This window comes from Dorea sp. MB18-49, assembly GCF_023669465.1.
Taxonomy (GTDB): Bacteria; Bacillota; Clostridia; order Lachnospirales; family Lachnospiraceae; genus Dorea_A; species Dorea_A longicatena.
In genome coordinates this window covers 34,003-59,259 of record NZ_JAMOYX010000002.1, presented here as the reverse complement: position 1 = coordinate 59,259, position 25,257 = coordinate 34,003, and the positions used below count along the sequence as shown (strand labels likewise).

General features: G+C 40.6%; 29 protein-coding genes. 4 read left to right on the top strand and 25 right to left on the bottom strand.

All coding sequences use genetic code 11. From position 1 onward, the window contains the following. Positions 1-245: 245 nt before the first annotated feature. From NCY30_RS02105 to proC, 11 genes are all read right to left on the bottom strand, one after another. A complete protein-coding gene (locus NCY30_RS02105; RefSeq protein WP_006426381.1) occupies positions 246-1,187 on the bottom strand; it encodes a TIGR03943 family putative permease subunit in 942 nt (313 codons plus the stop codon). A gap of 74 nt (positions 1,188-1,261) precedes the next feature. Then, complete coding sequence (locus NCY30_RS02100; protein ID WP_022416266.1) at positions 1,262-2,356, bottom strand: CobW family GTP-binding protein; 1,095 nt, start codon at positions 2,354-2,356, stop codon at positions 1,262-1,264. 260 nt (positions 2,357-2,616) lie between these two features. After that, on the bottom strand, positions 2,617-4,599 hold the full coding sequence (locus NCY30_RS02095) for a sodium-translocating pyrophosphatase (protein WP_022416265.1): 1,983 nt from the start codon (positions 4,597-4,599) through the stop codon (positions 2,617-2,619). A gap of 193 nt (positions 4,600-4,792) precedes the next feature. Beyond that, positions 4,793-5,533 carry a tRNA pseudouridine(38-40) synthase TruA gene (gene truA / locus NCY30_RS02090; protein ID WP_250818437.1) on the bottom strand — a complete coding sequence of 247 codons (741 nt, stop codon included), beginning with the start codon at positions 5,531-5,533 and terminating at the stop codon, positions 4,793-4,795. Between the two features lie 97 nt (positions 5,534-5,630). Continuing rightward, positions 5,631-6,455: an energy-coupling factor transporter transmembrane component T family protein gene (locus NCY30_RS02085; protein WP_022416263.1), complete on the bottom strand. Its 825-nt coding sequence runs from the start codon at positions 6,453-6,455 to the stop codon at positions 5,631-5,633. Then, positions 6,452-7,306 carry an energy-coupling factor transporter ATPase gene (locus NCY30_RS02080; protein ID WP_055303562.1) on the bottom strand — a complete coding sequence of 285 codons (855 nt, stop codon included), beginning with the start codon at positions 7,304-7,306 and terminating at the stop codon, positions 6,452-6,454. Before NCY30_RS02080 ends, NCY30_RS02085 begins: the two co-directional genes overlap by 4 nt. 39 nt (positions 7,307-7,345) lie before the next feature. Beyond that, on the bottom strand, positions 7,346-8,200 hold the full coding sequence (locus tag NCY30_RS02075; protein ID WP_006426391.1) for an energy-coupling factor transporter ATPase: 855 nt from the start codon (positions 8,198-8,200) through the stop codon (positions 7,346-7,348). 77 nt (positions 8,201-8,277) lie between these two features. After that, a complete protein-coding gene (locus NCY30_RS02070; protein ID WP_006426392.1) occupies positions 8,278-8,796 on the bottom strand; it encodes a peptidylprolyl isomerase in 519 nt (172 codons plus the stop codon). 152 nt (positions 8,797-8,948) lie between these two features. Further along, positions 8,949-10,622 carry an aryl-sulfate sulfotransferase gene (locus NCY30_RS02065; RefSeq protein ID WP_250818436.1) on the bottom strand — a complete coding sequence of 558 codons (1,674 nt, stop codon included), beginning with the start codon at positions 10,620-10,622 and terminating at the stop codon, positions 8,949-8,951. 96 nt (positions 10,623-10,718) lie between these two features. After that, positions 10,719-11,366 (bottom strand): hypothetical protein, encoded by a 648-nt coding sequence (locus NCY30_RS02060; RefSeq protein ID WP_006426394.1) that lies wholly within the window; start codon positions 11,364-11,366, stop codon positions 10,719-10,721. A 182-nt stretch (positions 11,367-11,548) separates the two neighbouring features. Next, the gene (gene proC, locus NCY30_RS02055; RefSeq protein ID WP_006426395.1) at positions 11,549-12,343 is read right to left on the bottom strand and encodes a pyrroline-5-carboxylate reductase; all 795 of its coding nucleotides are present in this window, start codon (positions 12,341-12,343) and stop codon (positions 11,549-11,551) included. A 302-nt stretch (positions 12,344-12,645) separates the two neighbouring features. Here proC and NCY30_RS02050 point away from each other — a divergent pair, with 302 nt between their 5' ends. Then, positions 12,646-13,287, top strand: coding sequence for a GntR family transcriptional regulator (locus NCY30_RS02050; RefSeq protein WP_006426396.1), 642 nt, complete (start codon positions 12,646-12,648; stop codon positions 13,285-13,287). Between the two features lie 66 nt (positions 13,288-13,353). On the opposite strand, the gene NCY30_RS02045 is transcribed toward NCY30_RS02050, so the two are convergent. The 3 genes from NCY30_RS02045 to NCY30_RS02035 form a co-directional block, all read right to left on the bottom strand. Further along, positions 13,354-13,944 (bottom strand): TetR/AcrR family transcriptional regulator, encoded by a 591-nt coding sequence (locus NCY30_RS02045; protein ID WP_055303516.1) that lies wholly within the window; start codon positions 13,942-13,944, stop codon positions 13,354-13,356. Positions 13,945-14,025: 81 nt separating this feature from the next. Further along, positions 14,026-14,298, bottom strand: coding sequence for an acylphosphatase (locus tag NCY30_RS02040; protein ID WP_006426398.1), 273 nt, complete (start codon positions 14,296-14,298; stop codon positions 14,026-14,028). Between the two features lie 111 nt (positions 14,299-14,409). After that, the gene (locus NCY30_RS02035) at positions 14,410-14,946 is read right to left on the bottom strand and encodes an HD domain-containing protein (RefSeq protein ID WP_006426399.1); all 537 of its coding nucleotides are present in this window, start codon (positions 14,944-14,946) and stop codon (positions 14,410-14,412) included. A gap of 224 nt (positions 14,947-15,170) precedes the next feature. Here NCY30_RS02035 and ymfI point away from each other — a divergent pair, with 224 nt between their 5' ends. Then, on the top strand, positions 15,171-15,905 hold the full coding sequence (gene ymfI, locus NCY30_RS02030) for an elongation factor P 5-aminopentanone reductase (RefSeq protein ID WP_006426400.1): 735 nt from the start codon (positions 15,171-15,173) through the stop codon (positions 15,903-15,905). A 105-nt stretch (positions 15,906-16,010) separates the two neighbouring features. On the opposite strand, the gene NCY30_RS02025 is transcribed toward ymfI, so the two are convergent. From NCY30_RS02025 to NCY30_RS01990, 8 genes are all read right to left on the bottom strand, one after another. Continuing rightward, positions 16,011-16,763: an exodeoxyribonuclease III gene (locus NCY30_RS02025; RefSeq protein WP_006426401.1), complete on the bottom strand. Its 753-nt coding sequence runs from the start codon at positions 16,761-16,763 to the stop codon at positions 16,011-16,013. Between the two features lie 57 nt (positions 16,764-16,820). Then, positions 16,821-17,555 carry a tRNA pseudouridine(38-40) synthase TruA gene (gene truA / locus NCY30_RS02020; RefSeq protein ID WP_006426402.1) on the bottom strand — a complete coding sequence of 245 codons (735 nt, stop codon included), beginning with the start codon at positions 17,553-17,555 and terminating at the stop codon, positions 16,821-16,823. A gap of 177 nt (positions 17,556-17,732) precedes the next feature. Next, positions 17,733-18,182 carry a transcriptional regulator NrdR gene (nrdR, locus tag NCY30_RS02015; protein ID WP_006426403.1) on the bottom strand — a complete coding sequence of 150 codons (450 nt, stop codon included), beginning with the start codon at positions 18,180-18,182 and terminating at the stop codon, positions 17,733-17,735. Between the two features lie 87 nt (positions 18,183-18,269). Beyond that, complete coding sequence (locus tag NCY30_RS02010; protein ID WP_006426404.1) at positions 18,270-18,518, bottom strand: YlmC/YmxH family sporulation protein; 249 nt, start codon at positions 18,516-18,518, stop codon at positions 18,270-18,272. Between the two features lie 165 nt (positions 18,519-18,683). Further along, positions 18,684-18,869 (bottom strand): ferredoxin, encoded by a 186-nt coding sequence (locus NCY30_RS02005; RefSeq protein WP_022416257.1) that lies wholly within the window; start codon positions 18,867-18,869, stop codon positions 18,684-18,686. A gap of 65 nt (positions 18,870-18,934) precedes the next feature. Continuing rightward, positions 18,935-19,864: a carbamate kinase gene (gene arcC, locus NCY30_RS02000; RefSeq protein ID WP_215727213.1), complete on the bottom strand. Its 930-nt coding sequence runs from the start codon at positions 19,862-19,864 to the stop codon at positions 18,935-18,937. 132 nt (positions 19,865-19,996) lie between these two features. After that, positions 19,997-20,626, bottom strand: a complete 630-nt coding sequence (locus tag NCY30_RS01995) for an HAD family hydrolase (protein WP_055214951.1) — start codon at positions 20,624-20,626, stop codon at positions 19,997-19,999. A gap of 275 nt (positions 20,627-20,901) precedes the next feature. Continuing rightward, positions 20,902-21,171, bottom strand: coding sequence for a helix-turn-helix domain-containing protein (locus NCY30_RS01990; protein ID WP_173787690.1), 270 nt, complete (start codon positions 21,169-21,171; stop codon positions 20,902-20,904). Positions 21,172-21,373: 202 nt separating this feature from the next. Here NCY30_RS01990 and dapB point away from each other — a divergent pair, with 202 nt between their 5' ends. Next, on the top strand, positions 21,374-22,171 hold the full coding sequence (dapB, locus tag NCY30_RS01985; protein ID WP_250818435.1) for a 4-hydroxy-tetrahydrodipicolinate reductase: 798 nt from the start codon (positions 21,374-21,376) through the stop codon (positions 22,169-22,171). 163 nt (positions 22,172-22,334) lie between these two features. Here dapB and trxA read toward each other — a convergent pair whose 3' ends face one another. The 3 genes from trxA to NCY30_RS01970 all read right to left on the bottom strand — a co-directional run bounded on the left by trxA (position 22,335) and on the right by NCY30_RS01970 (position 24,163). Then, the gene (gene trxA, locus NCY30_RS01980; RefSeq protein ID WP_006426411.1) at positions 22,335-22,643 is read right to left on the bottom strand and encodes a thioredoxin; all 309 of its coding nucleotides are present in this window, start codon (positions 22,641-22,643) and stop codon (positions 22,335-22,337) included. Positions 22,644-22,749: 106 nt separating this feature from the next. After that, positions 22,750-23,643, bottom strand: a complete 894-nt coding sequence (locus tag NCY30_RS01975; RefSeq protein ID WP_055182416.1) for an aldose 1-epimerase family protein — start codon at positions 23,641-23,643, stop codon at positions 22,750-22,752. Positions 23,644-23,677: 34 nt separating this feature from the next. Continuing rightward, positions 23,678-24,163: an NUDIX hydrolase gene (locus NCY30_RS01970; protein ID WP_055194938.1), complete on the bottom strand. Its 486-nt coding sequence runs from the start codon at positions 24,161-24,163 to the stop codon at positions 23,678-23,680. Between the two features lie 166 nt (positions 24,164-24,329). On the opposite strand from NCY30_RS01970, the gene NCY30_RS01965 reads away from it, so the two are divergent. Beyond that, positions 24,330-25,220, top strand: coding sequence for an RluA family pseudouridine synthase (locus NCY30_RS01965; RefSeq protein ID WP_006426414.1), 891 nt, complete (start codon positions 24,330-24,332; stop codon positions 25,218-25,220). Positions 25,221-25,257 lie beyond the last annotated feature (37 nt).

Below are 25,257 nucleotides of genomic sequence, written 5' to 3'. Positions count from 1 at the left end.
ATAAAAAGTAGAAAGCCGTTCCAGTGAATGTGAAGAAGGTGTTGGAAATAGTTAAGCGTCAAAATTATGCGTTGGGTTTTCGAAATTTGCCTGTTTGAGCCGAATGGCGAGTTGCAAATTTCGGAAGCCCGTTTTTAGCATAATTTTGACGCTTTAGTATTTCCCGCCGACGGAACCTGAACAGGAACGGCTTCCTACTTTTTATGCAGGTCCGGGTCGTCGTGCCTTTCTGAATTAAATCCCAATTACCCTAAATACACAACCTTATCTTCCGGCTCTGCGGCTGGTTCCATATCGATCAGGTACAGTACCGGCTGTTTATTTCCAAAGGAACTTACTGCCTCGTACTCGAACCTTGCACGGATCTGCATCCAGGATTTTGCTTTTACATCGATCTTCTTTTCTGCTTTGCATGGATATCCGTAATAACGTACATCTTCCGCGCAGCATGTCATGATCTCTCTGACCGGAACGAACATATTGTCCGGCATTCCCTTCGGGCGGAAGATCTGTCCTTTGAAGTCGATTTCTTTATGCAGATATAATTCCGGATGATCATATGCATCCACATACCACACACCAAAATCAACATCATCCAGTACGATCTTGTCTCCTTTTACATCATATGGGAGATCTTCTTCGGATGGCTCGATGATCTTGCCTTGCATATCTTCAAAGATCAGCTGTGCCATCGGATTCTGTACCTTCAGTGCACGTCTGAATCCGGATCTGTTAACACCATCTGCACATCTGTTAACAACGATCAGCTCAGACTCTGTGAGCTGTTCCATCAGCATATTTCTCATATTCATCAGATACATATCCAGTGTTGTACCATTTACGGTAGAGTATACTCCCTGAAGTTCAAAACTTCTCGGATATCTGATTGAAAGCAGATCCTCCAGCTTCCACATTCCATTGTACTCGATGATAATCTGTGCCGGATGATAGTTTCTTTCACAGTTTTTGAAAAATACAGTGTTCAACTGGTCAAATTCTTCGATTTTCAGAACTGCCATATTTTTTTCTTTTAAATATTCTTCCGGATACTCTTCTTCTCCTTCTTCACAGAGAAGTAACAGTGTAAGTCCCGGTTCAATCCATTCCTGTTCCATCAGGGTATCCTTGATCATGGTTGTCTTACCACTGTCTAAGAATCCCGTAACGATAAACATAGGTGTTGCCATACTCGCACCTCTTTCTTTTATGGTTATATTGTGATTTTTGGCTCCATAATAATATGGAGCCAATTATTAGTATCCTATACGTGGAATAATTTCAGAAGGTCGTCCTCTTTCAGGTCTGTTCCGATTACACAGATACGTCCTGTGTAGTCCGGCTGTCCTTCTCTTACTTCGTACTCTTCCGGTACTAAGTCGAACTGTTTCCATGATCCGTCTGTCATCTGGATAATACCTTTGGAACGAAGAATTGTTCCGTAAGATGTTGTCTCTGACAGTGCCTTCAGCAGATAATCCAGTTCTTCTTCGGTATATTTATGAACAGTCTCTTTGCCCCAGCTTGTAAACACATCATCTGCATGATGATGGTGGTGATGATCGTGATCGTGTCCACAGCAGCAATCGTGATCATGGTCATGATGATCGTGGTCATGATGATCGTGATCGCAGTGATCATGATCGTGGTCATGGTGATCATGGTCACAATGGTCGTGATCATGATGGTCATGGTGATCGTGGTCACAATGGTCGTGATCATGATCGTGATCTTCATGATCTTCAAACAGGCTCTCAATCTCAGCACCCTTTGTCAGTGCATGACTGATTGCCTCTTTGCCAAGCTCATCCCATGGTGTAGAGATGATCGTTGCTTCTGCATTTTCTTCACGAAGTGTGTGTACGCATTCTTCTACTTTTTCATCTGTCATCATCTGTGTACGGCTTACTACGATTGTTGACGCATGCTCTACCTGATCTTTGAAGAATTCTCCAAAGTTCTTCATGTACATTTTTGCCTTTTTACCATCTACAACTGTGATTCTTCCGTCAATTTCAATGTCCGCATCTTTTTCTACAGCTTCAATTGCTCTTGCTACGTCAGATAATTTTCCAACTCCTGATGGCTCAATGATTACACGGTCCGGATGATACTCATCTAATACTTTTACCAGAGCTTTGCTGAAGTCACCTACCAGTGTACAGCAGATGCATCCTGAGTTCATCTCTGTAATCTCGATTCCTGCATCTTTTAAGAATCCGCCATCGATACCGATCTCGCCAAATTCATTCTCGATCAGCACAAGTTTCTCTCCTGCCCATACATCACTGAGCAGCTTTTTGATAAATGTAGTTTTTCCTGCTCCGAGGAATCCTGAAATAATATCTACTTTTGTCATGTTTATTGCCTCTTTTCTATCTATTTTCAAAATTAATAAAAGTCCCGACACATATATTATCACAAACAGCGGGTGGTTGCCAGTCCCCCAATTCTAATATTTTTCTCAACTTTTTATAAATCACCCGCAAACTCTGCTGCTCATTATAGATATTTTGATTGCAGACAATTTCTTCTTGTACACATAGTAGAGTAAAAAAACGATATCTGTACCGGATGGTACAGATATCGTCTGCTTTTTATGATTATTCTAAAATGTTCTTATAATAATCCGCCGATTGACAGGAACAGTGGTGCAAATACCAGTGATACAACTGTCATCAGTTTGATCAGGATGTTGATAGATGGTCCTGATGTATCTTTGAACGGATCACCTACAGTGTCTCCAACTACAGCTGCTTTATGAGCCTCGCTTCCTTTTCCACCGTGGTTTCCATCTTCAATGTATTTCTTAGCGTTATCCCATGCTCCACCTGCATTAGACATGAAGATTGCCATCATAACACCTGTTACAAGTGCTCCTGCAAGAAGTCCGCCAAGTGCAGAAGGTCCAAGAAGGATTCCGACTACCAGCGGTGCAAGTACTGCCATGACACCAGGAACCAGCATTTCTTTTAATGCTGCTGTTGTTGAGATTGCAACGCATGACTTGTAATCTGGTTTTTCTGTACCCTTCATGATTCCAGGCATTGTCTTGAACTGACGTCTTACTTCTTCGATCATCTGGTATGCTGCTCTTGATACAGATGACATTGTCATAGCTGAGAACAAGAACGGAAGCATTCCACCGATCAGCATTCCGATGATTACACGTGAGTCAAGGATATCAATTGACTTAAGATGTACTGCTTCTGCGTAAGATACGAACAGAGCAAGTGCTGTCAGGGCTGCAGATCCGATAGCAAAACCTTTACCCATAGCTGCTGTTGTGTTACCAACGGCATCCAGTTTGTCAGTGATCTGACGAACGTGTGGATCAAGCTCGGACATCTCTGCAATACCACCGGCATTGTCAGCGATCGGTCCATAAGCATCTACAGCTACTGTGATGGCTGTTGTAGAAAGCATTCCTACAGCGGCAAGCGCGATACCGTAAAGTCCGCATGTCTGGTAAGCAATAAAGATACCAACGCAGATCAAAAGGATCGGGATTGCTGTAGATTTCATACCTACTGCGAGACCACTGATGATGGTTGTTGCAGATCCAGTCTCTGACTGTTCTGCGATTTCTTTTACTGATTTGTAATCTCCGGACGTATATACTTCTGTGATGATACCGATCAGAAGTCCTACGATCAGACCAGCTACGATAGCGATTGCTGCCTTAAAGTCTCCGAAGAATACTTTACTGAGTACACAAGATACGATCAGTACCAGTGCACTTGCTACATAAGAACCAGTCTTTAATGCTTTGTGTGGATTTGAATTCTCATCACCTTTTACAAAGAATGTTCCAAGGATAGATGCAACCAGTCCGAGTCCTGCGATCAGAAGCGGGAAGATTGCTCCCTCAGCTTTATAATACACGATTCCAAGTGTCAGTGCAGAAACGAGTGCTCCTACATAAGACTCAAAAAGGTCTGCTCCCATACCTGCAACGTCACCTACGTTATCTCCTACATTGTCAGCAATAACGGCCGGGTTACGCGGGTCATCTTCCGGAATACCAGCTTCCACTTTACCTACAAGGTCAGCTCCTACGTCAGCAGCTTTTGTATAGATACCACCACCAACACGGGCAAACAGAGCGATTGAAGAAGCTCCTAAACTAAATCCTGTAATAATATCAACGTTTTTAGTCAGAATGTAAATCATGCTGACACCAAACACACCAAAACCAGCTACACACATACCCATTACAGCTCCACCGGAGAATGCAATTGAGAGTGCTTTGTTCATTCCTTTTTCTTTTGCTGCATTTGCAGTTCTTACATTTGCCTTAGTAGCTACTTTCATTCCACAGTAACCTGCAAGCGTAGAGAACAGAGCTCCTACTACGAAGCATACAGCAGTGATCCAGTTCCCGATTCCTACTCCGATGAGTATAAATAATACAGCAACGAAGATGATCAGAATCTTATACTCTGCTGTCAGAAATGCCTGCGCACCGTCACTGATAGCAGCGGCAATTTCTTTCATTCTGTCGTTTCCGGCGTCCTGTCTTCCTACTCTTGCTGCCAGATAAGCTGCAAAAAGAAGTCCAAGAATTCCAAATACCGGAACAAGGTACAATAACATTTCCATAAATTCTCTCCTTCCGTCCGACTTTGTCAAATTCATGTCAGACAGATATATCTTAACATATTCTTAACTTTTGATGGCATTATTTTTTATTTTTGTACGTTATTCCGATTATTTTCTGTGTATTGTCCAAATTTCCGACCTTTCATTGATTATTTATAATCTATTTTTACCAATAACTTTCTTGTATAGAAGATTAATTATAATCTATCTTCATAAGCACAAGCCCATTCGGTGGTGCCGTCGCTCCCTCTGAAGTATGAACTTTTGCATCCAGAATTTCCTTTACCTTTTCCGGAGCATAGAATCCTCTGCCAACGCGGATCAGGACTCCCGCAATAATACGGACCATATTATAGAGGAAACCATTTCCTGTAATACGAAGCACGATTTCATCGTCTTTTTTCTCAATTATCAAATCATACACCGTCCGGACGGTATCCTGCGTATTCGTTCTGATATTACAGAAGCTTACAAAATCATGTTCTCCAACCAAATATTTTGCACCGGCACGCATAGCCTCAACATCCATTGGAAACGATACGAACGTACAATATCTTGTCTTTAACGGATTTGGTACCGCCGCATTGTATATATGATATTCATAAGTCTTTGAAATATTTTCCTGATATCTCGGATGCCAGTCTGCCGAAACTTCATCGGACCTTACTACTACAATATCTTCCGGAAGCCTCTGGTTCAATGCATACGCAAATCTCTCAGGCGGAATGGAAGATTCTGTATCGAATACCGCTACATTTCCCAGTGCGTGTACCCCTGAATCAGTCCTGCTTGCCCCGATAATTCTGATTTCTTCCCCGGTAAGTCTTGCTAATGATTTATTCAGTTTTTCTTCAATCGTAACTCCATTTGGCTGGACCTGCCAGCCGCAGTAATTAGTTCCATCATATGCTACGAATATTCTGATTCTTTTCATGATGACCTCCACACAATCTGATACAATTATTTTTTAGTAACAAGATTACATAAATTTGGGACGGAGGTTTTTTAATTCCTCCGTCCCTGTATACATTTTAAAACACCCAAATATGCACCGGCACGCATCTTCCGATCACCACCACCAAAATCACATAAGCAATTACAGTAATATATGCCATTCTGTCTTCTTTATGATATTTTAACGGTTTCATCTTTGTGCGTCCTTCGCCGCCACGGTAACATCTCGCTTCCATCGCCATTGCCAGATCATTGGCTCTTCGGAATGCCGATACGAACAACGGAACCAGAATCGGTATCATACTCTTTGCTTTCTGAATCATATTACCGCTTTCCAGATCAGCTCCTCTTGCGATCTGTGCTTTCATGATCTTATCGGTCTCTTCCAGAAGGATTGGAATAAAGCGGAGTGCAATCGACATGATCATCGCAATCTCATGTACCGGAACATGGATCTTGTTCAGTGGCCCAAGTAACTCTTCGATTCCATCTGTCAGCTCGTTCGGAGTCGTTGTAAATGTCATAAGCGACGAACCGATGATCAGGTAGATTAGACGGATTGCCATATATACCGCAGTCCTTAATCCCCCTTCTGTAATCGTGAAGATCCACGCGTGAAACAGTACTGCCCCGTCTCTTGTAAGAAACAGATTGAACAACACTGTAATCATCAGAAGCATGATGACTGGTTTCAATCCCCTTACAATAAAGGAAAATGGAACTCTTGACATTTTAATAATAATGATCAGGAACAATGTTGTCATCACATATCCCGGAATGCTGTTGAATAAAAACAATGAAATCAGATATAACAGCGTCCCCACCAGTTTCACTCTTGGATCTAATCTGTGTAATACACTCTTTGCCGGATAATATTGTCCGATTGTAATATCTCTTATCATATCTTCTTCTCCAGTGCCTGCATAATCTCATCTGCCGCTTCTTCTACAGTCGTTACATTTACCTTGACTGGTAAACCTTTTTCTTTCAGGTCATGCATGACATACGTCACCTGCGGAGCTGCAAGTCCGATTTTTTCCAGTTCCTGATAATGTGCAAATACCTCTTTCGGCGCACCATTATACATTACAGACCCTTTGTTCATCACAATGATCCGGTCTGCATATCTTGCAATATCTTCCATACTATGTGATACCAGAATGACCGTCATATCACTCTGTTTATGCAGGTATGCGATCTGATCCAGAATGTCATCTCTTCCCTTTGGATCAAGTCCCGCCGTCGGCTCGTCAAGAACCAGTACTTTCGGACGCATTGCCAGAACTCCTGCGATCGCTACTCTTCGTTTCTGACCGCCCGAGAGCTCGAACGGAGAAGATTTATAATATTTTTCTTTCAATCCTACCAGTTTCAGTGCTTCCAACGCACGCTTTTCACACTCTTCTTTGCTCAGCCCCTGGTTTTTCGGTCCAAAGCACACATCTGTCAGTACGTCAATCTCGAACAACTGATACTCCGGATACTGGAACACCAGTCCTACCTGATTACGGAGTGCACGCATATCATATCCATTTTGGTAAATGTTCTCTCCATTATAATACAGCGCACCGTCCGTTGCTTTCACAAGTCCGTTCAGATGCTGGATCAGAGTCGATTTCCCCGATCCGGTATGACCGATGATTCCCACAAATTCACCGTGTGGAATCTCCAGGCAAATGTCTTTGAGTGCATGTTTTTCGTATGCAGTCCCGGGACTGTATACATAATTCAAATGTTCTATCTTAATTGCAATGTCTGTCATTTCTTCTCACCATTTCTCACATCAAATGTTCTATTGTTGTAAATGCGTAATTGCTTCTACCAGTTCTTCTTTTCTTAAGATTCCTTTTGGAATATCCAGTCCACGTTTTCGAAGTTCATCTGCCAGGATTGTCACCTGTGGTACATCCAGGCGATAGCTCTTAAGCTCATCCACCCTTGAGAATATCTCTTTCGGAGTTCCCTCCATCACAACTTTGCCGTGATCCATTACAAAGATCTTATCCGCATCTACTACTTCTTCCATATAATGCGTGATCAGAATTACTGTAACATTCTTCTGTTTTCTGAGTTTGTGGACCGTCTTTAAGACTTCTTTTCTTCCAACCGGATCAAGCATCGCCGTTGGCTCATCCATAACGATGCATTTGGGTTCCATTGCTACAACCCCTGCAATTGCAACCCTCTGCTTCTGTCCACCGGAAAGCTTATTCGGAGAATGATGTCTGTACTCGATCATTCCAACTGCTTTCAGGCTTTCTTCTACACGCTGCCAGATCTCATCTGTCGGAACTCCCAGATTTTCCGGACCAAATCCTACATCTTCTTCTACTACAGTACCGATGATCTGATTATCCGGATTCTGAAACACCATTCCTGCCGACTGTCTTACGTCCCAGAGTTCTTCTGGATTACTTGTATTCTTTCCATTCACCCATACGGAACCTTCTGTCGGAACTAAAATTGCGTTTAAATGCTTCGCAAGCGTTGATTTACCGGAACCATTGTGTCCGAGAACTGCTATAAACTGTCCTTCTTTTGCTTCAATATCCACTTCATCAATAGCACGCGATGTTCCAATCACATTGCCTTCTTCATCACGTTTTTCATATTCATATACTAATTTTTCTGTCTGGATCATTTCCATCTTTTATTTTCCTCCGCGTCATATGTGTTGGAAGTTGCTATGATTCTGCTGTTTCGTTTCTTTTTTTTATGTTTTTCTTATGCTTTTTCCGGTTCCGGATACTCTGTTCCCATTGTATCAACGGTTACTTTTTTCATCTTCTGCTCATCAAGCGGTCTGTCACTGTAGTCTGTATCTGTCTCAGCAATCTTATTTACAATATCCATTCCTTCGATGATCTTACCAAATGCAGCATATGCACCGTCCAGATGTGGTGCAGCTTTATGCATGATAAAGAACTGTGAACCTGCTGAATCCGGATGCATAGCTCTTGCCATAGAAAGTACACCTTCTGTATGTGCAAGATTATTTGCGAAACCGTTCTGAGCAAACTCTCCTTTAATTGTGTATCCCGGGCCTCCCATTCCTGTTCCGTCCGGGCATCCTCCCTGGATCATAAATCCATTGATGACACGGTGAAAGATCAGTCCGTCATAATAACCTTTCTTCACCAGTGAAACAAAATTATTAACTGTATTCGGAGCAACTTCCGGGTACAGTTCTGCTTTCATAATATCTCCATTTTCCATCTCAATTGTTACGATTGGATTTGTCATTTTATTTTCCTCTTTTCTTTTTGTTATCTACAGGACCTGCCACTGGCAGCTCCTTATGAACGCATAGCATTACAAAAGCGCCGGCAAAACCGACGCTTCCATTTTAGCGGATAAATCCTTATCCGTAAAGACTTCTATATCATTTTTATGGATTATTCACTTTTTTCAAAATAAAATCCATCAAACTTGTATTTGAATACACGATAAATAAATTTCTCATAATCCATCTTATAAGTTACAATTGCTTTATGATCTGCATCATACTCTGTAAAAGTCCCCTTTAATCCCGAATCTACAAGTACATTATCTCCTATTTCCTGCGCACTGCTGACATATCTGGAATAAGGTACTTTAAACGAATCTACAAGTTCAAATGTACCTTCATTTTCATCCACCAGATATTTGTAATACTTGGAATTCTTTCCGTCAACCGCAGAACTTACTTTCAGACCTATCGACGACCAGTCATAATCCGGTCTTGTCTCACTGATTCCAATATTATTATCAAACATATACAGATAATACTGCCCGTCCGCAAGGCTTTCATCTGTCTCATATGTGATCGTATGCTGGCCACCCTGTATTGTAAAATCTCCTTTCTTATTCAGCAGAAGACTTACATAAGAAGTATCTTTCCAGAAATCTTTTTCACCGATCATATAAGAAACCACCGGCCCGTCATAGATATTATCTACTTTGATGATTGTTGACGTCTCTCTTGAACTTAAAAGTACTGACCCATTTCCTATATACTGAATCGTGTTGATATGCATCCAGTCCAGTTCATCGGAAGAATTTTTCACACAGGTCTTTTTATATTCGCCAAACAGATCTCCCAGGTCCAGTACCTCTGTCACCTCACCGGAATTTACATCCAGTTTCAACACAATGTCTTCCACGCTGTCCTGCGTCGTATCAGTTGCAAGAATCAACATATTTCCATTTTCATCAAACACATAATCATGGTGCAATTTGTAATTGCCAAGATCATATACCTTTGTTACCTGCCCAAGACGGTTCACCTGTGCCATCTTCTTTTCGGAAATACTGTAATACATCGAATTCTCGTCAAAGATAAGCCTGTGACTTCGGTATCCCAGAAGAGGAACTTCTCCTCTTAAGACTCCGTTATTGTCATAATAATACATAAAATCCTTAGAAGTACTGTCATTTCCAAGTACCACATACAGCCCGTCTTCTAACTTGTCCGCACTTTGTTTTACATCCGTATCAAGCTGTACTGCCTCTTCTCCATACAGACTTCCCATCTCATATACGATTTCATTCGTATCCGTAGAACCGTCTTCATTCGTTATATAGAATGTAATCGTATTCTCCGTATCCGGGATCAGACCGATCACCTGAAATTCATGCTCTTTCTGATACTCTTCATCCTGATATACATTTCTGCTAAAGTCGGCAATATCATCCTCCTTTACATGAATCGTATAAGAAACTTTCACCGCCGAATCTGTCTCAAAATAAACATACAATGACTGTGTATTGGTTCCAAAAGGATTGTATTCGATCAGCATATTACTCAGTGTATACTCCTGAGATTCTTTTTTCTTTTCCAGTTCGTCCGCTATTTTCTGCTGTTCTTCTGCATTGTATGTTTTTTTGATCTTCTCGTAGATTTTTTTCTGTTTTTCATTCATTACATATGCTTCATTATCTGACTTTTTCTGTTCTTTCTTTTCATCAGACTCTGAAACCTGTTCTTTCTTCGTTGTGCTCTTCTCTTTCGTGTCTGCATTTGCACACGCTGTCATTCCCATCGCAAGTATCATAGCCAACATTCCTGCAGTCATGATTCGCTTTTTCACTTTTTCTATCCTACCTTCTTATTATTTTTTCACAGTTATAAATATTTTAACAAGAATTTGTGTTAAAAATATGAAATATGGTCATTTTTATTTTAATTATTCATTTTTACTCTGCACCTCCGTATTTTTCAACTCATATATTACGATTCCACCTTTTTCTTCACAGCCCGTTTTCCACAACTCCATTAGATCCAGTCTGACTTTTTCCCCGTAAGTAGCCACATCGATCCACATACCCTGTTCATTCTTTTCATATCCGACCACAAGAAACCAGTGCCAGATGAAATCTTTGTACTTTTCAACATTCAAATGTCTCAACATCAGATATGGTACCGGAAGTCCCTTATCAATCTGTTCGCATATGATCTTCTCTGCCTCTTCTGCAGTACCTGTCCCGTCGAATTTTTCCATATCAATCTGATAATCCGTTCCATATTTTTCATTCACATCTGAAATATATTTTGCCAGACCTTCAATATACCATTCCGGCTTTTTTACGCCCTGAACTCTTGGACGGATGTATGGTTTCATAATCTGACTGAATTTTTTGTATGCTTCTTTATCCATCTGTTCAAGATCGAACGGATATAATTTTTTCATTCCCTTATATTTTGCCAGATAAATACAGCTGTCACATGCCGTTGCAGCTCCACATCCACCAACATTCATAACAATATTCGTGAACCAGTCCTGATTTCCTCCGAATTCTCCATCAATCATAAAATATTCCAATTCTTTTTTCATATCTGCTCACCTGTCCTGTCTATTTGTCTATATAATAATGCAGCCATCTGCTTCCAACACCTGGTATTACTTTTTCAGACATCTGAAAGAAATTCTAACATACTTTCTCAAGCGTACGCAATGGGCGGGGATTGCAGATTTTCTGCAATCCCCGCCCATTATTTCTCTATATTTTGTTATTCTTATAAGCTTCTTGACATCTCTTCGCATACTTTCATAGCTTCGATGATAGAACTTCTGAAGCCGAGCTCTTCTAATGTACGAACAGCTTCAATTGTTGTTCCTGCCGGTGAACAAACCATATCTTTTAATTCTCCAGGATGTTTTCCTGTATCCAGAACCATCTTTGCACTTCCAAGAACAGCCTGTGCTGCAAACTGATAAGCCTGTTTTCTTGGCATTCCGCCTGAAACTGCTGCATCTGCCATAGCTTCGATCAGCATGAATACATACGCCGGTGAACTTCCACTTACTGCTGTTACTACATCCATCAGACGCTCAGGAACGATCTCTGCACGGCTGAAACTTTCCAGAAGGCTCTTTACATATGCGATCTCATCTTCTGTAAGATGTTCATTCGGGCAAACTGCTGTCATACCTTCTCCAACCATAGCCGGTGTGTTAGGCATTGTACGAACGATCTTTACATCTTTTCCAAACTGTTCTGCAAGCCATGCAAGTGTCTTACCTGGTGCAATTGTAATGATAATTTGTTTGTCTGTCACAACATCTTTGATATCAGCAATTACGCTCTCATAAAACTGAGGTTTTACAGACAGAATAATTGTCTCTGCTTTCTGTGCAACTTCTTTATTGTCTGCTGTTACATTGATTCCGTATTCTTTCTGAACTCTTTCTCTTCCAGGTGCAAAAAGATCTGCCCCGATAATTTCTTCTGCAGGAATTACATTATTCTTGATAATTCCGCCCATAATTGCTGATGCCATGTTACCTGTACCGATAAATCCTAATTTCATCCTTATTACCTTCCTTTTTAACCTGTTATGTTCTTTTTGCTCCCGGCACGTGACACATAAACATTCTGTTATGTCCGCTCCGTGCTTTTGTATACGTTTTTTAAATTTGTATACAAATCATTTCTACTGTGACTATATCACTCATTTCTCAAAAAGTCAACACACAACCTTGAATTTTCTTTGAAAACACGTTATAATTTGTATACAAATACAGAAAATGTATACTTTTATATAAAAGCTGATATGCACTGCTATAACTTACTACGTTATTGTGAAAGTACTATTTGAAGGGGGCATTTACTATGGCAGAAAAAAGTCCGTCTCTTGCCACACAGGCTTATCATACCATCAAAGAAAATATTCTGAATCTTACCTATCCTCCGGGCATGGTCCTTACCGAGGCTATGCTCACCAAAGAGCTCGAAATGAGCCGAAGCCCGGTACGCACTGCGATCCAGATGCTTCAGGTCGAAGGACTTATTGTCTCGGACTATTACAAATCTATGACTGTAAAAGAAATTACAGATAAAGATATCAATGAGATTTATCAGTTACGGGAATTATTAGAGGGGGCCGCTTTCCGTCAGATTTTTACCTCCGGGCGGTACGAAGAGTATTCTTACCGTATTGAAGAGAAAGTCGTGCGTATGTGCGCCGCTGCAGGCGATCTGTATGAATGGGAGATTGCAGATACTGCCATGCATATGGAGATTATCAGTATTTTTGACAATGACAGAATCAACCGGATCTATGAAAATAATCTTTCCGAACTGATCCGCATTGGCCAGTATTCTATCCGAAACGGGATGAAAATTCCCAGAACAAATGACAATCTGAAAAAAATGATTTCTTATATGAGAAAGGGAAACTATGAGAAAGCGTTTGAAATCTTGAAAAACGACCATTTCGGAACCGGCCGTAACACCGCATTAAAAATGCATTAATAAAATACGTATATAAAAAACTTGCCAGCTGTACGATCTGCAACTGGCAAGTTCTTTATATATCTCTTATTTTTTAAAATGTTCCAACATGATTGGCATACATTGTTTGGAATATTCTCCCAATGAATATGCTCCTTTGTTCAAACACCAGTCCGAAACCAGCGCACGTTCACACATCGAGTAATATCTGACCAGTTCATTCACCGGTACTTCATCCGATATCTCTCCTCTTTTTTGTCCTTCATCGATCACACTGCTGATCAGTTTATAATATGTCCGGTTCTGATCCAAAAGTGATCTGTGCCCCTGTGCTACAAGCTGTGTTGAATAAAGCGAAGCCAGAAGATCAATGCTGATCTTTTCTTCCAGCATCGAATGTGCTTCGTAGTTTAGATAAAGAAGCTTCTCATAACAGTTCATATCCGGATCCATCTTGGTCTTTAACACTTCGTAATTATCATCCAGAATAATCGACAATGTATTCAACAATTCATCTTTGGTATTAAAATAATAATAGAACGATCCTTTGGATGTTCCTGACAATTCAATAATGTCATCTACCGTTGTTCCATTATATCCTTTTTCATAAAACAACTGCCATGCCGCTGTTACAATTCTTCCTTTTACACTTTTTTTGTTGTCTGTTTCTATTTCCATTTGTTTTCTCCTTATCCGCCCTCTTTTAAAGTACTTTTAGTATAACATACTTATTTTAACAGTGTACACAGAAAATTCTTCTTAATACTTTACTTCAAAACTACTTTCCAGTTCCGGCTCCATCTCTTCGGTATCAATCCAGTCAATCTGGATAAACTGGTTCCGGTTCAATCCCTTCATGAGTTCAAAGATCAGAGTCTCTCTTCCCTGTACTTCCATAACTACCGTCCCATCATATTCATTCTTCACCCATCCGGTCAGATTCATAGATCTTGCCAGATATTTTGCTGTATAACGAAATCCCACGCCTTGTACTCTTCCATGGAATATCATATGTTTTCTTACTTCCGACATCTATTACCACCTCTGAATAATTCAGGGTACTGCGCTACGCAATACCCTGCCTTTTTACATCCCGCTATGCAAGAAAAGCGAATATTTTCAACTTCTTTTGCATAACTTTCTTCACTCGAAATTCTTATGAACAAGCCTGCTGTACTCTTCATAAGCTTCTACTCCCTCAAATGCATCTTTTAACGCATCTCTGATTCCTATATAATACCAGCCTATGATCTTTTTATCCTTCATCCTGAAACGGTTCCATAGTTCTTCTCCATATACCGGATAATCCCTGTCAATATCGCGCATATTCGATAACTTGTCCGCCAATCCTACCATCTGTACTTCTCTCGGTGCATTTCGTATATGTTCGATCGTTGCAGACTTGCGTTCCATCCATGTCTTGGTTTTATCTTCGCTTTCCTGTGCTACAATTCCTGCCACTCGTTCCGAAAATTCCCGTGCAAGGATTTCTCTCGATACACCTTCACAATCTTCAATCGTATCATGTAAAACTGCTGCACTGATAATCTCCTCGTCCTGCGTCATCGTTGAGACAATATCTCCCACTTCGATCGGATGCACAATATATGGCCTCCTGGTTCCTTTCCTGAACTGTCCCGCATGTGCTCTCGTGGCAAATTCAATTGCCTTATTAATCATAATGGTACCTCTCTTTTATCGCATATGGTCTTTGGAGCCGATGATACGGCCTGATTAGTTATGTCTTTAATATATAAATAATATCACCTGATACTTTAAATGACAATAATTTCAGTATATAATAAAAGAAAAGTTGCCTTTGGACCCCGCCGCCTGCTGTCCCTTTCAAGCGCATGGCGGTTTGGATATCCTGGCACTATAAATTGATCAGGGGGAGATAAATTATGGAACAAAAAACAATCTTTATTACAGGTGCTTCCAGAGGCATCGGGAAAAGCATCGCACTTTTATTCGCTTCCCGCGGATATCATACATTTTTGAATTGCTCTTCTTCTGTAGATGAGCTCAAAAAGCTCCGGGCATATATCACCGAAAAATACCATACTCCATGTACACTTGTACCGGGTAATGTAGGAAATCCTGACCACGTACGGGCAATTTACAATAAAATTTATCAGGAATGTACACATCTTGATGTACTCGTCAACAATGCAGGTATTTCCTATATTAATCTTCTGACTGATATGACAGATGAGGACTGGAACCGGATCATTCAAACTAATCTTTCTTCCGTATTTTACTGTTGCAGACAGGCGATTCCTCCGATGGTTTCCAAACGTTCCGGAAAAATCATCAATATTTCTTCCATGTGGGGGACATCCGGTGCTTCCTGTGAAGTTGCATACTCTGCTTCCAAGTCCGGCATCAACGGATTTACCAAAGCGCTCGCCAAAGAACTCGCACCGAGTAACGTTCAGGTTAATGCGATTGCCTGCGGAGTAATCGATACCTCTATGAATGATCAGCTTACCAGCGAAGAGAGAAAGGCTCTTGAAGAAGAAATTCCGGCCGGCAGATATGGTACTCCGAAAGAAATCGCTCAGATGGTATGGAATATTGTACATGCTCCAGAATATATGACCGGACAGATCATCGGAGTTGACGGCGGATTTCTATAAAATTTTTTTGACCAACCGATATTCATACAATACTGTTTCTTAAACATAAGCGAACCGTGCAATAAATATTGCACGGTTCGCTTATGTTTTTCTTTTTATATGTTTTTATTCAAAATCAAGTTCCACGGGGCAATGGTCCGACCCCATGATCTCAGTCAGGATTTTCGCATCTTTTATCCTGTCTTTCAGGCTTTCAGATACACAGAAATAGTCAATACGCCAGCCTGCATTCTTCTTTCTTGCACTGAAGCGGTATGACCACCAAGAATAGATTCCCTCTGCATCCGGATAAAAATAGCGGAACGTATCAATGAACCCCGCATTTAACAGATTCGTAAATTTTCCTCTCTCCTCATCCGTAAATCCCGCATTTTTACGATTGGTTTTCGGATTCTTCAAATCAATCTCTTTATGTGCTACATTAAGATCTCCGCAGAAGATCACCGGTTTCTTTTCTTCTAATTTCTTAAGATATGCAAGAAACGCATCTTCCCATCGCATTCTGTAATCCAGTCGTGCAAGTTCGCTCTGTGAATTTGGTGTATAGACTGTAATAAAATAAAAGTCTTCAAACTCTAACGTAATCACACGGCCTTCTTTATCATGTTCTTCTATTCCCAATCCATAGCTCACGGAAAGAGGCTCTTCTTTTGTAAAGATTGCCGTTCCGGAATAACCTTTTCTCTCAGCATAATTCCAGTACTGATGATATCCCGGCGTATCTAGTTCCAGCTGCCCAGCCTGCATCTTTGATTCCTGTATACAGAAAATATCTGCATCCGCTTCATTAAAAATATCCATAAATCCTTTTTGTGCACATGCACGGATTCCGTTGACATTCCACGATATAAACTTCATATCTTCCTCCCGACCGTTCTTACTTTTTTGTCCCGGATTCACCCATATAGGCGCAGTTTAATAATATACTTTTCTTAAAAACAATCCTCTTGCCGGAGCTAAAAATCCTGCAAGGCTTCTGTCCTCTGCTGCAATTACGACCGGCAGCATGGATGCATCCCTCTTTCCTGCACCAATCTCCAGAAGTGTTCCTGTAAGGATTCTTACCATATGATATAAAAATCCGGTTCCGTAATAGGTGATCCGCACTTTTTCTCCGCTGCTTACTATCTTAATGTTTGTAATCTTACGGATTGGATCTTTGCATTCTTTATCATCCGTAAAACTTGTAAAATTCTTTGGTCCTATCAGATATTTTGTTGCATCACGCATTGCCTCGATGTCCAGTTTTTCCGGATAATGATAGCAATATCTTCTGGAAAAAACATCCGGTTTTTCACGACAGTCAATATAATATTCGTATTTTTTCCCTTTGGCACTCTTGCGTGCATGAAAACCATTCTTGGCAAGTTCTACTTTCACAATACGGATATCTTCCGGAAGATATCTGTTCAGTGAATCTTTGAGTTCCTTGGTATCATATAATTTAGAAAGTTTCACACTTGCAACCTGTCCACGTGCATGAACACCCGCATCTGTTCTTCCCGATCCATCTATATGCACACGATATCCAACCAGTTTACCGATACTCCACTCCAGAATATACTGTATTGTGTTATCTGTTGTGGCCTGTCTCTGCCATCCCTGATATCTGCTTCCATCATAGGAAATGGTTAACTTATATGTTCTCATATTATTTCACCCAATCTATTCTATCGTTCATCTTCTATCATTTTATCTGTTTCTATTATTTCCATATACTGTAAAGATAATTCTATATCTGTTTTCTTTTTGAAAAAGGGAGAAGCAAATAATTTTTTGCTTCTCCCTTATATTCTATCACTTTATTACTTTATAAGCAATTCATTCTTATTCTAATATCTTCTTTAATTCATCCATAAACGTACTTACATCTTTAAATTCTCTGTAAACAGATGCAAATCTGACATAAGCAACTTCATCCAGTGCCTTCAGTTCATCCATGACTGCTTCTCCGATCGCACTGCTTGGAATCTCTTTTTCCTCCAGGCTGAAAACTTTTGTCTCTATTCTGTCAACAACTTTCTGAATATCTGCTGTTGCAACCGGTCGTTTATAGCAAGCACGCACAACTCCATTCTCTACTTTCCGACGATCATACTGCTCTCTTGTATTGTCCTTTTTGATCACAGTCAGTGGAATTGTCTCTACTTTCTCATATGTCGTAAAACGTTTGCCGCATACATCACATGAACGGCGGCGTCTGATAGAACTCCCGTCTTCTGCCGGTCTGGAATCGATAACTCTTGTATCCGGATTATTGCAATATGGGCACTTCATCTGAATCGTTCCTTTCTGTCCATTATACTGTCTTTATATTCAAATACAGTATATCTTTTCCACAAACATAAGTCAAACAAATTTCTCCTATTTTTCTTCATGGATTTCCACCAGAATCAGGTCCGGACCAATCCTTTTAATGCAGGAAAAAGGAATGATATACTCCGTCCCATCTCCGAAAAAATTACACCATTTTCCTCCCTCCGGTACCACCAGGGCCTCTATGCATCCTTTACATTCATCAATGATCAAATCCTCTATATAACCAAGCTTTTTACAGTCACAGCAGTTGATCACTTCTTTTTTCTTCCATTCACTTAATCGAACTTTTGCCATCTTCCCTCACCTGTTTTGACAATATTCTGCTCTTTATTCCATTTTATACTCATTTTCTGTAATAAAGAGTCCTGTTTTAAAATATGCAAAGCCCCCTTCTCCGGTCAAAAAAACAGCCTGTACATCCACAGTGCTACACTGCGTCTATACAGACCGTTTTCCTTTTTATTCTTCGATCATAATAACAGCCACCGGACACTCTTCTTTGGCCTCTATTGCTGCACTTTCATGTTCCGGTGTCACTTTGGCATAAGCTTCTGCCAGGCCGTCTTCATCAAATCGGAACACCTCCGGACATGTTGCGATACATGCTCCGCAGGAGATACATCCGTCTATAACCTTTGCTTCCATGAAACATCCCTCCTTGTAAAATCTCTACAACAGTATGTCTCATTTTCAGCAAATTATTCCTGTTCTTATCTAATCACTGTACCGGTTTTTCCCTTAAGTGCTTCATCGAATTTGTCAAATGATGTGATCAGCGCACTTCTTCCTTCTCTCTTTTCGAGAAATTCAACTGCTGCTCTGAATTTTGGATACATGTTATATTTTCCAAAATGTCCTTCTTCCATGTATTCTTTTGCCTGAGCGACGCTGATCTCTCCAAGCTCTTCCTCTTCCGGTCTGTCCATGTTGATCTTAACTTTCTCAACACTTGTCAGAATGATCAGTTCATCGGCATCTGTCTCTTCTGCCATCTTTCCTGCAGTCAGATCTTTTTCGATTACGGCACTTGCTCCTTTCAGGCGATGATCCTGTTCCAGTACCGGAATACCGCCTCCTCCGCAGGCTATAACAACCTGATCTGCATCCAGTAATGCTTTGATCGCATCAATCTCTACGATGTTGACCGGATTCGGTGCAGATACAATACGGCGGAATCCTTTTCCAGGCTCTTCTACTACATAATTACCTTTTTTGCGCTCGGCACTTGCCTCTTCTGCATCCATATAACGTCCCAGAACTTTTGTTGGTGTATAGAACGCTTCATCGTACGGATCAACGATCACCTGTGTCAGAACTGTACTGACAGTTCTGTAAATACCACGATTCATCAATTCTTCACGGATTGCATTCTGAAGGTCGTATCCGATATAGCCCTGACTCATAGCAGAACATACAGACATTGGTGCTGCCGTATACTCTTCATGTTCTTTGGCAAATTCATTCATTGCTGTATGGATCATACCAACCTGAGGTGCATTACTGTGTGTAATTGCAACCTGATATCCTTTTTCAATCAAATCACCGATAACTTTCGCAGTCTTCTTTACTGCCTCTTTCTGTTCTGGTAATGTCGTACCAAGTGCTCTGTGTCCTAATGCAACTACAACTCTTTTTTTCATAATCTATACCTCTGCTTTTCTAGTATTTTTCTACGAAATAAATATAAGAGAATTATAGTATTTTTCCATGTAAAATGCAATCTTTTTTACCCTTATATTCCCTATAATTCAGTCATTTATCCTGTATACATTTTATAATCTGTCAAAATCCATATCCAGAAGCTCATCAAAAGATTGAATAGAAGCGTCTGCTTTTTCTACTTTGCCGAATCCGTAAGCTGCATAGATCATCGGTATTTCTGCTTCCTTACACGAATTCGCATCTCCCTGTGTATCTCCAACATAAACCGCCTCACTCAGACCATTTCTTTCCATGATAATCCGGATATTCTCTCCTTTTAATCTTCCGGTATAAGCCGGGCAAGTGAAATCCTTAAAATACTCTCCTAATTTTGAATACTGCAAAAATGCTTCAATATATCCGTCCTGACAGTTACTTACAATATACAGTGGATATTTCTCACTTAATTTTTTAATTGTCTCCTGTACACCTTCAAATATCACACATGGACCGGCCGCAACCAATCCATTTTCATATTTCAACATTTTCTCCATGAGCTTCATCATCTCATCTTTCGGCATCTCCGGAAAAAGACTTTCACCAATCGCTTCCATTGGCTTTCCAAACTCTTTTTTCAGATCTTTTTCTTCAAGCTCTTTGTGTTCTATTCCTTCATCCTTGATCACTTTATTCCATGCAACTGCTACCATTTCGGTTGAATCCCATAAAGTACCATCTACATCAAATATAATTCCCTTCATTTCCTTCCTCCGTTATCTTTTTGTTCATAAAACTGTCTTTCCTAAGTATACTATACTTCAAGGCTTTACTACAAGCCCGGTCTTCTTTCAGTCTTTCAGCAGTATCTTTTCCCGTGATTCTATACCTTCCCATGGATTTATCCATATTTCTACATTCTTTTTCAGTTCTTTATTATAATATTTGATCTTTATTATAATCTTACCGTCTGTATAATCATCATACAGCTTTCCTGTGTTTTTATATTCATATGAATACCCCATCTGTCCGTGATTTTTCAGATCCTTCCATTCCCTGGATGATAATTCTTTATTCTTTCTTTTTCATCTTTACGTTTTGTATCTTCTTCGCATTCCATCCCCAAAAGCTCTGTTATGGACACTTCAAAAATCTCCGCCAGTAATTTTAATTTTTCTATATCCGGAATGGCACTGTCTGTTTCCCATTTGGATACAGACTGTCGTGACACTCCTATTTTTTCCGCAAGCTGTTCCTGCGTCATAGATCGTTTTGTTCTCAACTTATATATCTTTTCACCTAATGTCATTTTCTCACCTTCTTATGGTTGACAGCTTTCATTTTTCGTAATTTTCAGATTTTTCATCCACTTTTTTATTTCTTCATATTCACCCGCCTCTTGCTGTGCTATACTGAAGACAGTTTATACAATGTCTGAATCTGCAGAACGCATAGCGATATAAAATATGATTCAGCAACATATGACCGGTTTATGAAAGGAGACTACTATTATGAAAGTTATTGTAATCGGACCAAAAGGTAAAATGGGGAAACTGATCACACAGGTCGCTGCCAGTCGTGACGATATGGAACTGGTGGGTGCAATAGCACCAAAGGGACGGGATTATATCGGAAAGGATCTGGGCACTGTTGCCATGACAGGCTTCGAACTCGGAGTTCCTGTAACCGATGACCTTGAAAGTATCATTGATTCCTGTGATGTCATCATTGATTTTTCCACAAAAGAAATGGCCATGGAAGTTCTGGATCTTGCTATTGCCCATAAGAAAGCACTGGTATGTGGATCGACCGGATTTTCCGCTGAAGAAATGAAACGCTTCGAAGAAGCCGGCAAACAGATCCCGATGCTCTATGCGGCTAACACTTCAAAACTTGTGAATATCATGAACAAACTTCTGGAACTTGTTACTGCAACTTTAAAAGACGAGATTGATATCGAGATTCTGGAAATGCATGATCAGTGGAAGAAGGATGCACCAAGCGGAACTTCTAAAGAGATGGGTGAGATCATGGCTCATGCTCTCGGCAAAGAGCTTAGTGATATTGCAGTCTACGGACGTGAAGGCGAATCACCTCGTGAACCTGGAACCATCGGCTATCATTCCCTTCGTGCCGGCAATATTCCAAGCAGCCATACCGTATACTTCGGAGGCATGGGCGAACGTCTGGAAATTACCCATCACTCCTATAACTGGGAATGCTTTGCAAGAGGAGCCTGTGACTGTGCTGCTTATCTTGAAGGGAAATGCCCTGGGTTCTATTCCATCAAAGATGTGCTTGGAATTTAATCCACTAATGAATGGATCAAACACAGAACTACAAAAAATCCGCCATTGGAAGTTCCTTACGAACGCATGGCGATAAAAATAAAAGGTACATTCCCTTGCATTAAAGTCTGCACAGGAATGTACCTTTTATTTTATTCCGGCCGGATATCAACCTTTTCACACATTAAACAATCAGACCTTCCAGCTCGTCCTTGGACATCACACCCATATCTCTCTTAACGACTTCTCCGTCTTTGAACACCAGAAATGTCGGGATAGACATTACACGATACTGTCTTGCAAGTTCCGGTTCCTGATCTACGTCAATTTTGCATACTTTGATATCTGTACGTTCTTCTGCAATCTCTTCCACGATCGGTGCCATCGTCTTGCATGGTCCGCACCATGTTGCCCAGAAATCTACCATTACAGGTACTTTTGACTCCAGTACTTCTTCATTAAAATTATCTTTTGACAAATGTATAACTGCCATATCTATTTCCTCTCTTTCGTAATGACTATTATCATGTAACTACATGCTTATTATAACCGATTCCCCAAAGTTATCCATATAAATTCTATAAAATATTCTGAAAAAATTATTCAATAATAATTTTGTATGAAGCCTCAAATTCTCCGCCCGCTTCCAGAGCATTTTCCCAGTCTCTGTCTTTTAATTCCCCGTCGAATCTTTCACTGTCACAACGTCCATACCATGGTTCAATGCATACAAACGGAGCCTGTTTTTTCGGTGGTGACCAGATTCCTGCAAGTGGTGCGTCAAATTCTACTGCCAGATATTCCTTCCTCTGTGGATCCGTCAATGCGACCCTTTGAATCTGATGCCCTTCAATTACCAGCGCATCCCCGTCAAACAAATGCTCATCAATAGAAAGGAAGCCGTCTGTCAGCTTATATTCTTTTTTCTGTGTTGTAACAACTCCACCTTCTCCGAATACCGTATTCGTCAGTGATTCCGGTGCATTTCCTTCTCCATCCTTAAACTTCAGGAAATATTCTGACTGCTTCTCGCCTTCTCTGACCGGGCAGAAGAATGCCGGATGCGCACCGATCGCAAAATACATATTTTTCTCATTTGTATTTTTTACTTTCCACATTACCCTGACAGCTGTTCCTTCCAGTCTGTATCCAATCTCCAAATGGAAATGAAACGGATAGACTTTACGGGTTTCATCGGTATCCTCCAACGCCAGCCATGCCTCATCTGTGCTCCGGCTTATCAATGTAAAGTCCATATCTCTTGCAAATCCATGCTGATTCATCGGATATTCTTTGCCCTCATGTCTGTAAACTTTATTCTTTACTCCGCCGACAAATGGAAATAACACAGGCGACGTCCTTCCCCAGTATTTTGCATCTGCATTCCACAAATATTCCTGTCCGTCAGCCTTACTTTTCAACGACCGCAATTCTGCTCCGTGAATATTCACAGTTACTTCTATCTGTTCATTTTCCAATCTGATCTGTTCCATCAATCTCTCATCCTTTCTGTCTGCTCCATTCCTTCTAAACCTTTTCCAGATCCAGTTCTGTTCCATTTAGCACTGCTGACACCAGACCGTCATGTCCGTCATAAACGAGTTTCAGCGAGAAAAACGGAACCTTTTCTGCTATCAGTTTTAAAAATATCTTATCTCCTCTCCAGAGATTCAGATCCTGTATCTTATTAATATCAACCCATTCCAAAACGCCTTCATCACAGGCAATCTGTTCCCCTTCAAAACCATCTGCGTGAAACAAAGACATATATTCTGTCACTCCGTCTCCCGATACAAATGTTACAAGTCCACAGAACCTGTAAGAAGTAAGCGTATACCCGGTCTCTTCTTTTACCTCTCTTAGAACACATTCTTCAGGGCTTTCATCTGCCTCAAAGTGCCCTCCGACACCGATCCATTTTCCCTCATTCACATCATTTTTCTTCTTAATTCTGTGAAGCATCAGATATTTATTATCTTTTTCAATATAACAAAGTGTACTGAGTCCTGTCATTTCATCCTCTCTTTCTGTTATTTTTACATTTAATTTATCTGATTTTACTGCTTTAGTATCCACGGCATTCATGATATGATATGGATACCAGCGTTATAAATATCAGCGTTATACATGCCAGATTTTGTTTCTGGCATTATTATACCTATACTACAGGAGAATTGCAATGAACCGTACAATAGAATACCTGATTACCGAAAAAGAAGACGGACTCCGGATTGAACAATTCTTACGAAGGAAAGGATATTCCGGTCAGAATCTTGCCGAAATCAAACGTATGCCAAAAAGTATACTGGTAAATGGTGTCCATTATTATATGCGCCAGACACTGACTGCCGGAGACATTCTAAAAGTCATTATCTGTGAAACAAAATGCTCTGAGAAAATCCCCCCGGTGGAGATTCCACTGGATATTATCTACGAAGATGAAGACATCATCGTGATCAATAAACCCGCCGGCATGCCGATTCATCCGTCAATGAACAATTATTATAATTCCCTTGCCAATGCACTTGCATGGTACTACCAGAAGCAGGACAAACCTTTTATCTTTCGCTGTTGCAACCGTCTTGACCGCGATACCTCCGGACTCACTGTGGTCTCCAAACACCTTGTCAGCGGAAGCATCCTTTCTACCATGACTAAAAACCGGGAAGTACACCGCGAATATCTTGCAGTAGTAAAGGGCCGTGTCACACCTTCATCCGGAACAATCTGCGCCCCACTTGCCCGAAAAGAGGGAACAATCATTGAACGCATGGTAGATTTTGAACACGGTGAGGAAGCCATCACCCATTATAAACTGATAAGAGAAGCAAACGGACACAGTCTGGTCTCATTAAAACTTGAGACAGGCCGTACCCATCAGATCCGTATTCATATGAAATACCTTGGCTTTCCACTGATCGGTGATTACCTGTATAATCCAGATATGGAACATATGACCAGGCAGGCTTTACATTCCCATCATATGGAATTTGCACATCCGATCACCGGTGAATGGATGTCATTTACGGCACCTCTTCCTGCTGATATGGCAAATGTATTAAAAGACTAAAAAAGCAGTATTGTATTCCGATTTTTCATCGTTATAC